Origin of the sequence: Vibrio sp. McD22-P3 (assembly GCF_021568915.1) — a bacterium.
GTDB lineage: Bacteria > Pseudomonadota > Gammaproteobacteria > Enterobacterales > Vibrionaceae > Vibrio > Vibrio mediterranei.
Map to the genome: position 1 here is coordinate 107,532 of NZ_JAKGTN010000016.1, position 12,945 is coordinate 120,476.

The 12,945-nt window shown below is 43.8% G+C and carries 12 protein-coding genes; 8 read left to right on the forward strand and 4 right to left on the reverse strand.

The features are described 5' to 3' along the window. The first annotated feature begins 11 nt into the window (after positions 1-11). The 3 genes from L2W36_RS18775 to L2W36_RS18785 all read left to right on the forward strand — a co-directional run bounded on the left by L2W36_RS18775 (position 12) and on the right by L2W36_RS18785 (position 3,937). On the forward strand, positions 12-1,340 hold the full coding sequence (locus L2W36_RS18775; protein WP_236111115.1) for a 3-deoxy-D-manno-octulosonic acid transferase: 1,329 nt from the start codon (positions 12-14) through the stop codon (positions 1,338-1,340). A gap of 4 nt (positions 1,341-1,344) precedes the next feature. Next, positions 1,345-2,607, forward strand: a complete 1,263-nt coding sequence (gene waaA, locus L2W36_RS18780; RefSeq protein ID WP_236111118.1) for a lipid IV(A) 3-deoxy-D-manno-octulosonic acid transferase — start codon at positions 1,345-1,347, stop codon at positions 2,605-2,607. 394 nt (positions 2,608-3,001) lie between these two features. Then, positions 3,002-3,937: an O-antigen ligase family protein gene (locus L2W36_RS18785; RefSeq protein WP_236111121.1), complete on the forward strand. Its 936-nt coding sequence runs from the start codon at positions 3,002-3,004 to the stop codon at positions 3,935-3,937. A gap of 32 nt (positions 3,938-3,969) precedes the next feature. Here the strand turns inward: L2W36_RS18785 and L2W36_RS18790 are convergent, their stop codons facing one another. After that, entirely contained in the window at positions 3,970-4,713 is a 744-nt protein-coding gene (locus L2W36_RS18790; protein ID WP_443088404.1) for a 3-deoxy-D-manno-octulosonic acid kinase, read from the reverse strand. Positions 4,714-4,788: 75 nt separating this feature from the next. Between L2W36_RS18790 and L2W36_RS18795 the strand changes: the two genes are divergently transcribed. Further along, positions 4,789-5,841, forward strand: a complete 1,053-nt coding sequence (locus tag L2W36_RS18795) for a glycosyltransferase family 9 protein (RefSeq protein ID WP_236111125.1) — start codon at positions 4,789-4,791, stop codon at positions 5,839-5,841. Between the two features lie 217 nt (positions 5,842-6,058). Next, positions 6,059-6,844 carry a glycosyltransferase family 2 protein gene (locus tag L2W36_RS18800; RefSeq protein WP_236111188.1) on the forward strand — a complete coding sequence of 262 codons (786 nt, stop codon included), beginning with the start codon at positions 6,059-6,061 and terminating at the stop codon, positions 6,842-6,844. Here L2W36_RS18800 and L2W36_RS18805 read toward each other — a convergent pair. Further along, positions 6,813-7,847 carry a glycosyltransferase family 9 protein gene (locus tag L2W36_RS18805; protein ID WP_236111126.1) on the reverse strand — a complete coding sequence of 345 codons (1,035 nt, stop codon included), beginning with the start codon at positions 7,845-7,847 and terminating at the stop codon, positions 6,813-6,815. The two genes, L2W36_RS18800 and L2W36_RS18805, sit on opposite strands and share 32 nt — an antisense overlap. Positions 7,848-7,987: 140 nt before the next feature. Here L2W36_RS18805 and coaD point away from each other — a divergent pair, with 140 nt between their 5' ends. Then, positions 7,988-8,482 carry a pantetheine-phosphate adenylyltransferase gene (coaD, locus tag L2W36_RS18810; RefSeq protein WP_236111128.1) on the forward strand — a complete coding sequence of 165 codons (495 nt, stop codon included), beginning with the start codon at positions 7,988-7,990 and terminating at the stop codon, positions 8,480-8,482. Between the two features lie 189 nt (positions 8,483-8,671). After that, a complete protein-coding gene (locus L2W36_RS18815; protein WP_236111190.1) occupies positions 8,672-10,078 on the forward strand; it encodes an ArnT family glycosyltransferase in 1,407 nt (468 codons plus the stop codon). 55 nt (positions 10,079-10,133) lie between these two features. On the opposite strand, the gene pyrE is transcribed toward L2W36_RS18815, so the two are convergent. Then, positions 10,134-10,775, reverse strand: coding sequence for an orotate phosphoribosyltransferase (pyrE, locus tag L2W36_RS18820; RefSeq protein WP_236111130.1), 642 nt, complete (start codon positions 10,773-10,775; stop codon positions 10,134-10,136). A 292-nt stretch (positions 10,776-11,067) separates the two neighbouring features. Next, on the reverse strand, positions 11,068-11,784 hold the full coding sequence (gene rph, locus L2W36_RS18825; RefSeq protein ID WP_006071259.1) for a ribonuclease PH: 717 nt from the start codon (positions 11,782-11,784) through the stop codon (positions 11,068-11,070). 199 nt (positions 11,785-11,983) lie between these two features. On the opposite strand from rph, the gene L2W36_RS18830 reads away from it, so the two are divergent. Continuing rightward, complete coding sequence (locus L2W36_RS18830) at positions 11,984-12,850, forward strand: YicC/YloC family endoribonuclease (protein WP_236111133.1); 867 nt, start codon at positions 11,984-11,986, stop codon at positions 12,848-12,850. Positions 12,851-12,945 lie beyond the last annotated feature (95 nt).

The window sequence follows — 12,945 nt, forward strand, 5'->3', positions numbered from 1 at the left end:
AGAGTGAACTCATGTTATCAAAAGCATTCCTAGAAAAGCATTTTTCAGCCCTTTATTTTATGGGCTTTTTGGTTGGTTTGGTCTTTGCGTTCGTTTACGCCAGCAATCAAGTCATTGCGGGCGATCAAACACAAATGCTGCACAAAGGTTACTTGGCGGCTTACTCCGGCATCTGGACTAACTTTGGTAATGCCGCCAGTGCTGTCGGCAGCGTACCAGGCTCACTAACAACCTGGTTGGTAGCCGGACCTCTATTGTTCTGGGACTCACCCTGGGCCCCAGTAGTTTTGTTATTTGTGCTGCGCATTTTGTCACTGTTTTTTTTAGACTCGGTAATTAAGCAAGTTTTCGACAATCCAATGCGTTTGGCACTGTTAGCACTGTACTGGTTAAATCCGTGGCTGCTATATGACAGTCTGCTCTACAATCCATCTTATTTGTGCTTTTTTGCTGCTTTGCATCTTTGGAGTGCATTTAAAATGCGCGAAGGTGGCAATACGTTCCTGTATACCTTCTTGCATATTCTGTCTATCGGCTTAGCAATGCAGCTTCATTATTCCTGGCCTGTGCTGGCTGTACTTTCTCTTTATCTGCTTTATCGAGGCATGGGGAAAGTCTCATGGCTTGGAGTCATGGTTGCTTTGCTGGCGCTTGGACTATCCTTGATTCCATATCTGCTCGAGTACATGGTTAATGAGCAGCTCAGCCGAGAAAGCGATCGCTACATTGGCTACGGGCTAGTTCACGTCTATCCGATGCTCAAAGCACTAATATATTGGTTCCGTTACGCCTCTCTGCTTTTTTCAAATAAGGTGATTGCATATAGTGAGTTTGATTGGCTTACCAGTATCGAGTGGTTGAGAATGACTTCTTTATACGCTTGGAAAGGTCTCATTTTTATTGTTGGCGGACTCAGTGTGCTGGTTTCAATAAAAGCGAACTGGGACTGGTGGCAACAAATCAAAAGCAAAATTAAACGTTCAACATCTACAGAAGCCCTTTCTGACAAGTCGTTATGGCTTAAACTGTATGCTTTTGGTGCCGTAATTGGGGTGCTAGTTAGTGCAGCCTTATCGCCAATTACATTTTCTTATTGGCATTTGATTCTGGTCTACCCAATTGCGATTATTCCAATGTTGTTCGCGGTGCAGAAGTGGAGCAACGAGAAGCCCCAGTTAATGAACAAGATCGCACCATTGTTCTGCGTTTATATTATTATGATCAACTTACTTGCCTCTCACGACAGCATTAAGTATTCATACAAGGTGAACTACGCCGATCAAGTGGAAACTTTCCTGCAATCAACGCCTGAAAGATACAACTTGCAAGAACATAGGTAGAGCAATGCTACGTCAAATCTATACGTTATTGCTCATCATTGTCAGTCCTTTTTTTCTATACGGTTTGTTTAAAAAGAAAAAGGGCAAGCCGAGTGTTGGTGAGCGATGGAAAGAACATTTTGGGTTTACGCCTGTTCTCTCAAACACTAGCTCTCAGCCTATATGGATTCATGCTGTCTCTGTCGGTGAAGTCATTGCAATATCTCCACTGATTAAAAGGCTCAAGAAAGCTCACCCGGAAACGGTTATTGTATTGACCACAACAACACCAACAGGAGCAGAGCAAGCCTGTAAGTTAGGAGATATAATCGAGCATCGTTATATGCCGCTCGATTTTGGTTTTGCTGTGAAAGGATTCTTAAAAGCAATCCATCCAAGTCAACTTCTTATTGTAGAAACTGAGCTTTGGCCAAACACTCTACACTGGGTAGCAAAAAACGGCATCCCGATTACCATACTTAACGCCCGGCTTTCCGAGCGTTCTTGTCAACGCTATGCCAAGGTTCAGCCTATTTTCAACCTGCTATCTAGCCGTATTTCAACCTTTCTCTGCCAACACCAAGATGACGCTGAGCGATTTATTCGTCTCGGCGTCCAACCAGAAAAAGTTAATGTCACGGGCTCGCTTAAGTTTGATATTTCCGTTAATGAACAAGATATTGAAGTGGGTAAAAAACTGCGACAACAGATGGCAGATCGCCCGGTCTGGATCGCTTCTAGCACTCATGAAGGAGAAGATGAGCTATTACTAGCTGTCCATAGAGAAATTCTAAGGCAGTTGCCTGAGACTCTGATGATTCTGGTACCAAGACACCCAGAACGTTTTCAAAGCGTGCTTGATGCTACTAAAAAACACAGCTTCACGGTTACTAGACGAACTGAGAAGCAGCCTATCACTCCAAATACAGAGGTCTTTTTGGGCGATACCATGGGGGAAATGATGACTCTTCTGTCCGCATCTGATGTTTGCTTTATGGGGGGTAGTCTACTGGGTGACAAAGTAGGAGGGCACAATCTTTTGGAACCTGCTGCACTTGGTATCCCAATGGTAACAGGGCCTAGTTATTTTAATTTCAAAGACATCACTGAACAATTACACCAGCTTGGAGCATGCTATATCATAGACGACACAGCAACCGCTTCGACCACCATTCTAGCGCTAATGAAAGATCCATCACATAGGGCCCAAATTGGGGAAGTAGCAAAGAGCTTTGTTCAGTCTAACAAAGGAGCGATCAAACGGACATTAAGTGCTTTGAACCTATAAGCCTACCCGCAGCAATCGCGGTGACCCTTACTAATTGATATATTATGAAATGAGAGACAACAAAGTGACAAAGTCTTATGACATCTTAGTGCGAAGTAATATTTTCTTTCTAATCGGATTGGCTTTATCTATCCCATCCTCTAAAGCTGGGATGAATGTATTTCTATACCCTTACTTGCTAACTGCTTTCGCACTTTACTTCAAAAACGAGATTCAACTAAACAGTTCACAGTCTCTTGTACTAAGATCTTCTGCTTTAGTCTTTGTCTCAGGCCTAATCTTCTCCTTTTTTTCAAAAGGAACAACGCCTGACTCACTAGTGTATATACAGAAGTATCTATATTTGCTTCTCCCCGCAGCCTTTTTAGTGACAGCCCATACAAAACCAAAAGCAATGCAGTGGTCCCTGATTGCCTTTCTATTAAGTACGCTAGTTTGCATTTTTATCGACCTATACCTATTTGCCTATGTTTACGATTTCTTTAGCGAACAGACTGTTAGGCTGTGGGGACGTATAGGTTACAGCCGTTGGCCGGTAGTTCTAGCAACCGGAATAACTATTTCATTAGTCTATATTCTGAACAGTAAGCAGTTACCAAAAACTGCTGTCGCTGTAGCATTCGTAGCACTTTCAGTCTTTGCCGCGGTACTTGCTGGAAGTAAAGGTGGCATTGTATCTATTGCTATTATTTTATTTGGTTTTTCGATAATCATGATTAAAAGTAGTTGGAAATGTATCTTCGCCATTTTATTGCTTACATTTTCAGTGTTTCAAATGGATACATTCCAAAGAGAAGTTGTTGAACGAGGCTTTTCAGCAGAATCGATTCAAGGCGAGTCGATTCAAGCTCGAGTTGTCATGATTAAAACAGCGTGGGAGTTGTCCAAAGTGAACGCATCTGAAGATAAGCAATACCTACTATTTGGTGGGGGACTGAATAAGCCTGAAATTGCATTTGAGAACGTACTCAGCTCTCTCCCTAAAGAACTACTTGAAGATCTCAAATTTGACGGACGTAATTGGGGCTTTACTGACCTTCACAATAGCTACTTGGATCAGATTTTTAAGAATGGACTTGCTTTTTCATTGTGTTACGCCACTTTACTGATGATATTAATCATACAAGGCTATCAAGCAGCTAAAGCATCCAATGAGAGATTCCAGTACTCTAGTTTTATGTTTCTGGTGACAGTTTTTTCCTACGTAGTGTTTAACAGCTTTTACAGTAATTTTGCGGATTATGCGGTTTATTCGCAATTTTACTTCCTATCTTTTGTCCTAACTCTTCCTATTCTGTTAGCTTCATCCAATAAGTCATCAGTTCAATAGAGAAATAACTGCAGCTTAGTCTTTGTCTGAGGCTAAGCTGCTGCAGACAAGAGTAAACCAATATCTTTTTCGGTTACTTGTATATTAGCTTTGAGTATTTCTTTATGGAACGATCTCTTCAATCGATCTAAATTAGATTGCTTCCAGTTGTCACCAGCCTGCTTACTACACTTATCAAAATCAATAATCCAAACCTTCTCCTGATTATCAATCAGAATATTGTGGATATTGAGATCAGTGTGGTTCACCTGAACTTGATGCATCTTACGAATTTCTTTACCAATCTTTCGATACATTGACTCTGGTAACACCTTCTCCTGCAAAATAGAAACAAGATCTTGAGCATTGGGGATTTTTTCACTCAGCAAGTCAGCTTTGTAATAAATGCCCATTTTAGTTGCCTGTGCAGCGATCGGTCTTGGCACATTGACCCCAGCTTTAATCAAGGTTTGAAGCAATTGAAACTCTTGATAGCTGCGAGTTTTGTCCCAGCTCGAAAACCAATACTGGTCTTTCACCAATTTACCGAACAAGCCTCCACGGCGATAATGACGTAGTGCCCCCTCGATAGTTTGTGTTTCTACAAACCACGTTGTTCCGCGCCCTTGAGCGCTGCCAATGACTCGGTTATTGTCTTGCCAATATTGGGGGTCAAACACCTTTTCGATCGGTTCCTTCAGCAAGCTTTCATCAAACCAGTAAGTTGTGTTGTTGTTTTTAACTGTTTTCAATTTCTTGCTCCAATATAAGGGGGCTACATGAAGGTGGAGAGTCATTTTCCATCCATCTGATTTTACATTCATTCCGCCCCCCTGCATAATCTTTACATCTGACTCTAGCTTTGCGATTTTATGGCACTTTTTGATACCCCACCTCAATCCATATGTATTTTACGCCTGTCTGCCATTGGTGATGTCTGTAATACCATTGCAGCCGTGCAAGCCATTCAGGCCTATTGGCCTGAGACTAAAATCACTTGGATTACTGGTAAGCTTGAGGCTCGGTTGTTAGAGAGCATTACCGGTATCAAGGTTGTTGTATTTGATAAAAAAACTGGTTGGCAAGGCTACAAGCAGCTTTGGCAGCAATTGAAAGGACAGCAATTTGACGCTCTGTTACACATGCAATACGCATTTCGCGCTAGCATTGCGACATTAGGCATCAAGGCAAAATATAAGCTTGGTTTTGATGGAGAGCGTGCGCAAGACTTTCAAGGGCTATTTACTAATGTAAAAGTTCCTTCCCCGAGAAAAATGCACGTTCTTGATGGGCTAATGGCTTTTACCGAAACGCTGGGAATACTAGCCACAGAACCTACATGGCAACTTCAATACTCTGAGGAAGATCATGCCTGGGCTAAGCAATATGTTGCTGATAAGCGCAATTTGGTCATCGTGCCCGCGGCAAGTAAAGGCTATAAGAACTGGCCCGCCGACGGCTATGTTGATGTGATTGAACATGCGATACAGCTAGGCTGGAATATACTACTCGCGGGAAGCCCTGCTCAGATCGAAATTGAGCTTAGTGAAAAGATTGAGAAAAGTCTCTCATCGCCTATTACTAATCTGGTTGGTAAAAGTAGCTTGCTCCAAATGCTTGCCCTTCTTGATCTAGCCGATTTAGTTATTGCACCAGACACTGGTCCTACTCATATGGCTAACGCCATGGGAACTCCAGTTATAGGCCTGTATGCTCACCATAACCCAAAGCGTACTGGGCCATATAATTATCAGGATTATGTAGTGTCTGTATATGAAGAGGCAATTTTAGCTGAGACGGGGAAACCAAGTGCAGAGCTTAGTTGGCGCGCTCGAGTTAAGGATAAAAAAGCAATGCAGCGAATTTCGTCAGATAACGTGATAGAAATGTTCGATCGGGTTATCGAGGCGGAAAGACTAGGTTAATCCAAGGGGTAAATCCACCGTCATCCCCTTGAAAAATGGGATCTCCTGAAGCGCGCTGTGGAGTTGAGTACGCTTTAATTACTAGGCCGTTATTCACGTATAGTCACTCGCTTTGGGAGATCCTCACTTTCGTGAGGATGACGAGATAATTGGGGACGGCGAAAATTTACGAATTACATTACCCCTCTATAATAACCGGGGGTACAAACCAAGGACCATTACCGTGACCAAACCAACACTTGCTGTCGCAATGATTGTAAAAAACGAATCCAAGCACCTACGTGCCTGTCTCGAGTCTGTGCGAGGCTGGGTGGATGAAATCGTCATTATGGATTCTGGTAGTACTGATGATACCGCGGAAATAGCAGCGGAGTTCGGTGCGAAGTTTCATGCAAACCCTGAGTGGCCGGGGTTTGGACCACAACGACGCTTGGCACAAAGTCATGTAGAGTCAGACTTTGTATTCTGGCTTGATGCCGATGAGCGAGTTACTCCTGAACTTAAGCACAGTATTGTAGAGGCTGTAGAAAAGAACCTACCTTCCACTATCTACCAATTTGCCCGCCTTAGTTGGGTATTTGGGCGCTTTATTAAGCATTGCGGTTGGTATCCTGACAAAGTATTGCGTCTTTATCCAACCAAACTAACTCAATACGATGATTCTTTGGTTCACGAAAAAGTTGAAACGAATGGCGACATGCAAGTTGAGACGTTGAAAGGTGACTTAATCCACTACACCTACGATGATATCCATCATTATTTAGTCAAATCTGCTGGCTACGCAAAAGCTTGGGCAGAACAACGAGAGAAACGTGGAAAACGCTCAAGTATCTCTCAAGGGATCATTCATGCTATTGCTTGCTTTGTAAAAATGTACATTATTAAAGCTGGATTCTTGGATGGTAAGCAGGGCTTTTTGTTATCAATTTTGTCAGCGCACTCCACCTTTGTGAAATACGCTGACTTGTGGGTTAGGACAAGTACTCAGCCGCCCAAGGATTAAGCTCCGCTGCTACCTGAACTAAATCAATGCGAGTCATATTCTCTTGGCTCGCTTTGTCCTCAGCTTTTGGTGGACAGAAAGCAATGTGCCTGCCATCTGAATTCAAAGGCTTCCAACGCAGCGGTGTTGCTGAACGCTTAGCGGGGAAAAAACCAACAGTTGGAACATCTAAAGCCGCCGCGATATGTAATGGACCTGTCGAACCAGCAACAAACAAGCTTGCACATGCGAGTGAGCATGAAAAATCCACCAGCCCGTCATTCTTATCATAAACCACACTGCGAATATCGTTGCTCGCAAGCAGTTGTTGCAGCACTCTTGCCTTGTCTTGTTCTCCGGGCCCAGCAGTCAGCACGATTTCAGCACTATGTTTGATACCTGCAATCAACTCGCAATATTGTTCTAAAGATAGATTATTGGCTGAGCCACCACTTCCAGCATGTACGTAGATCCATGGTTTAGCTTTATTTAGTTCTAGTTGAGAAGAGAGCTTTTCTTTTTGCTTAGCTAACGCATCGAGGGAAAAAGAGAAATACGGCGCGCGTGGCTCAACAATTTTGATACCTTGGTCTGTCAAAAACGCTCGGATAAGGTCTAGGTTGTATTCATATTCTGGCTTAGCGCTTTGTGAGCGCTTTTGTTTGATACGTTTGTTATAGAAGATTTGCGCTAGCTTAGTCGCCGGAGCGAGTCGATATGGGATTTTTGCTTTCCAAACCAATAAAGCGTTATATGTCGTTGAGAATAGATTAATCGATGCATCGAATTTCGCACCTTTTAAAGTATTTATGAGTGTTGCCTGAGTGTGTTTATCCGCCTTTTCTCCACAATCAATAATCACTTCATCAATCCACGGACATGCTTTTGCTAAAGCGACAGTATAACTAGGTACAAGCGCAGTAATACGGCATTCCGGCATAGACGCTTTGAGCATCGCAAAGCTCGGCCAGGCCAACATAAAATCACCGATTTTATCGTTTCGAACTACCAGAATGTTTTTCATGTGATCTTTCTCTTTATCTCGTATACCTAGCAACTCAAGGATAATAGCAAGTCATTGGATTAATGATAACTGTTGCGTGTCTGTTTGTTCGCATCTATAAAATGTTACACTGAACAAAATTTCTTACTAGAGCAAACATTGTGACCCAAAAGCGTTTATCTCGAGTTATCTACCCTGGTACATTTGACCCTATCACCAATGGTCACCTTGATCTTATTGAACGAGCGGCCACTATGTTTGATGAAGTGATCATAGCGATTGCAGCAAGTCCGAGTAAGAACACCATGTTTACACTTGATGAGCGGGTTGAATTCGCCCAAGAGGTGACCAAGCATTTGGACAATGTCTCTGTCAAAGGGTTTTCCGGCCTCTTGGTCAACTTTGCTGAAGACGAAAAAGCCAATGTGCTTATTCGTGGTTTACGAACCACTGTCGACTTTGAATATGAGTTCGGGTTGACCAATATGTACCGACGTTTGCTACCTGGTTTAGAGAGTGTATTTCTTACACCAGCAGAAGAGCATGCGTTCATCTCTTCGACCTTGGTTCGAGAAGTAGCCATACATGGTGGCGATGTCAGTCAATTTGTACCACCTCTGATTGAAGCTGCACTTCAAACTAAGAAAGTCGTTTAACATTTGAATTTTGTTTATAAAATTACACTCCCTAACAATAGATTGATTGCCAATTTATTGACCTACACTTAAAGAATGTGTGAGACTTCGTGAGTTTTTATTTGGCAGGATGATATAGCTATCATCCTGTTTTGTTTGTAACAGAAATCCTGTTATCTGTTTTGGCGACAAGTTGGAGCTAACAAAATGATTAATAAAGAGCGAACGCTGTGGACCTTGCTGATTGGTGCGTTGCTCATCCGCCTACTCTCTCTTGGGTTTTATCCACTTATGGATACGACCGAGTCACGTTATGGAGAAATGGCGCGAATGATGGTGGAAACCGGAAACTGGTTAACACCTCTGTTTGATTATGGAGTGCCTTTCTGGGGCAAACCACCACTATTCACTTGGATGAGTGCTGCGAGCGTTGAACTGTTTGGCCTATCTGAGTTTACGTTACGTCTTCCACATTGGCTGGCTGGGGTCTTAGTAGTGTGGGCAGCGGCATGGTTCGCGAAAAAGAATGGTTATAACCCGCTTGTTGCAGCTGTTGTGTTATCTACGACGCTCGTGTTCTCCATTTCTGCCGGTGCAGTAATGACGGATATGGCGCTTACTGTAGGTTTAACGCTAGCGATGATTGGCTTCTATCAATGCTGGCGTGGTGAGACTCTCTGGGGCTACGTTGGCTTTGCGGGTCTCGCGATTGGCTTGCTGGCTAAAGGACCAGTAGCCATCGTCTTATTTGGTCTGGCGGTCTTCCCGTGGATGGTAGTTCAACATGGCATTATCGGTGCGTTTGTTGAACTGTGGCGTCGCTTCCCGCTCATCAAAGGCACATTGTTAATGCTTGCCATCGCTTTGCCTTGGTACATCATGGCTGAACGCGCTACACCAGGCTTTATCGACTACTTTATCGTTGGCGAACACTATAAGCGTTTTGTTGAGCCGGGTTGGACAGGTGATCTATACGGGTCTGGTCATGAGGAACCTAAAGGAAAAATCTGGTTCTTCTGGCTATTGGCGGTATTACCATGGTCAATCATTCTGCCTATTTTAATGCTAGTTCGCGCCAAATTTGGTTGGGAGCAAGCAAAGCAGAATCACGGTTTTACCAGTTTTGCAATTTGGTGGGTGTTGTCTCCGTTGATTCTATTTACTATGTCGAGCAATATCTTGCCAACCTATGTTCTCCCAGGCACACCAGCTATCGGTATTTTGTTGGCCATTTTCTGGAAGAAGAAGGACACCATTTGGTTGGCCATTGCATCACTGATTGTTCCAGTGGCGCTGATTGCAGCAACTTATATGCTCGCTACAGGTAAGATTGCTGATAACAGTGATAAGGCGATCTTTGAAACTATCGATCCTAATGTCCGTACTTTCTACGTCTACCCTAGATCATACTCAGGCCAGTACTACAGTAACGGTCAAGCTAAGGTGTTTGAGTCGGATGACCAAGTGAAAGGGTTAAACGAGTTCTACATCATCTCGTACAAAGATAGACAGCGTGACTTTATTCCATTTAAGGAAAAGTACGACTGTAGCAAGCAAGCTGTAGCCGAGAGTCACGATAGAATGGCGTTACTTTGTAAAATAAAGCCAAGTAACTAAAAAATAAAAGGGTCGGTATGCAAGCATACCGACCCTTTTTTAACGTTGCTAATAGTTAGATACCGTACTCTGCACGATACGCTTTCACTGCCTCTAAGTGCTCAGCGTTATCACCTTTCTCTTCAAGGAAAGTTACAAGGTCAGTTAAGCTTACAATCGAAATGACCGCACAGCCGAAATCACGTTCTACTTCTTGAATCGCTGATAGCTGGCCTTTACCCTTTTCTTGACGATCAATAGCAACAAGTACGCCAGCTAGATCAGCGCCATTGGCTTTAATGATTTCCATCGACTCGCGAATCGCTGTACCAGCGGTAATCACATCATCAACCAACATAATACGGCCTTCTAATGGGCTACCAACCAAGTTACCACCCTCACCATGGTCTTTTGCTTCTTTACGATTGAAGCAATAAGGAGTGTCCACATCGTGGTGGTCAGCCAGCGCAACTGCTGTCGTTGTCGCAATAGGGATGCCTTTATATGCAGGGCCAAACAGCACGTCATAGTTAATACCAGAATCTGCTAATGCTGCCGCATAGAAACGGCCTAAACGTGCTAGGTCGCGGCCAGTATTGAAAAGCCCAGCGTTAAAGAAATAAGGGCTTTTACGACCAGATTTAAGGGTAAATTCGCCAAATTTTAGAACTTCTTTTTCTAGTGCAAATTCAATAAATTCACGCTGGTATGCTTTCATTTTTTCTCTCTCAGTTGTTGTGTTTAGGTATGCCATTGTCATACCTGATTTGGACAAAGGTTTAGTCAAAGTTATCACTCGCTTTGACTAGATTCCTGCCTACGCAGGAATGACGCGAGCCGTAAATTGACTAACTTAATATGTCGTCACCCCACCAGCCGCGCGCCTGCGCAGGCAGGGGTCTGCTCAACGCAATCTCCAGGCTTTAGTAAATTCCTATCTTCGCGGGAATGACGTACGACGTTAGCCTGTATCTTAATCAAAAAAATAGCCCCCTTACGGGAGCTATCAATCAATCTTCTAATGCCAACTTCTGAGCTGCAACGATCTCGGCAATGCCTTTATTTGCTGACTCCAGCAATGCCATTAATTCTTTGTGGGTGAACGGTTCGCCTTCAGCGGTCCCCTGAATCTCAATCATTCGGCCGTCTTCAGTCATTACCACGTTCATATCGGTATCAGCAGCGGAGTCTTCGGTGTACTCAAGATCGCATAGGATGTCTTCGCCTAAAATGCCGACAGATACTGCAGCAACGTGGCCTTTCATTGGGTTCGCTTTTAGTTTGCCTTTCGCAACTAAGTGAGCGAACGCATCCGCCATTGCCACACTTGCACCCGAAATAGACGCCGTACGTGTACCACCGTCCGCTTGAATCACATCGCAATCAACCGTGACCATGATTTCACCCATAGCCTCTAAATCAACAACGGCGCGAAGGCTGCGGGCGATTAGGCGTTGGATTTCCATAGTACGTCCGCCTTGCTTACCACTTGAAGCTTCACGGCGCATTCTTGAATGTGTTGAGCGTGGTAGCATGCCGTATTCTGCCGTTACCCAGCCTTTACCTTGGCCTTTTAGCCAGCGAGGGACATTTTCCTCTACCGTTGCATTACACAACACTTTGGTATTGCCGAACTCGACTAATACAGAACCTTCTGCATAAGCGGTATAGTTGCGAGTAATTTTTATTGGGCGCACTTGGTCTGCTGCGCGATCATTTGGACGCATGGACATTACCTTTGTTGGGGAAGAGGATTTGGTTGGGCGAGGATTATAGCGAAGTTGGCTTTACGGGTCTAGCATCCTAAGTGCTAGAGACAATTCAATACATCCACCATTGGATATCTCATCGTGTATGACTTAGCGCACCTCACTATGCTAACATGAAGACAGTTTGAACAATTTATCAATCCAAGGAAATCAATCCATGATCTACAGCATGACCGCATACGCGCGTAAAGAAGTCAAAGGTGACTGGGGTAGCGCAGTATGGGAAATCCGCTCAGTAAACCAACGTTATCTAGAAACTTACTTCCGTCTTCCTGAGCAGTTTCGTGGTCTAGAACCTGTACTTCGTGAACGTTTCCGCAAACGCCTAGCACGCGGTAAAGTCGAATGCCACTTGCGCTTCGAAGCAAACCCTGCTGCAAAAGGTGAGCTAAGCATCAACGAGACACTCGCTCAGCAAGTGATTGGTGCAGCAAAGCAAGTTATGACAATGACAGGTGAAGATAGCCGCCTAAATCCATTCCAAGTGATGCAATGGCCTGGTGTAATGGAAACACCTGAACAGGATATGGATACCATCAATAAAGCATTGCTTGAGGGTTTCGAACAAGGTCTTAGCGACTTCATCGATGCTCGTGCTAGCGAAGGTGAAAATATGAAGGCGCTTATTGTTCAGCGTCTTGAAGCGATCACTGCTGAAGTAATCAAAGTACGTGCTCGCATGCCAGAAATTCTTGAGTGGCAACGTGAACGCCTACTAAGCAAGTTTGAAGAAGCAAAAATTGAGCTTGATGCCTCGCGCGTAGAGCAAGAACTTATTCTACTGGCACAGAAATCAGACGTTGCTGAAGAACTGGACCGCTTAGACTCTCACGTTAAAGAAACAACCAGCATCTTGAAGAAAGGTGGCTCTGTAGGTCGTCGTCTTGATTTCATGATGCAAGAGTTCAACCGTGAGTCGAACACACTGGCATCTAAGTCTATTAGCACCGATATCACGGCTTCTGGCGTAGAACTAAAAGTTCTTGTTGAGCAAATGCGCGAGCAGATTCAGAACATTGAATAAGGGTTTTTGAGTCTCTTTGAGCTTACTTAATCTTACCAAGCCCCTGTAAATAGGGGCTTTTTTTGTTTTCAGGAGATTTCAGGTCTTTGCCTAAA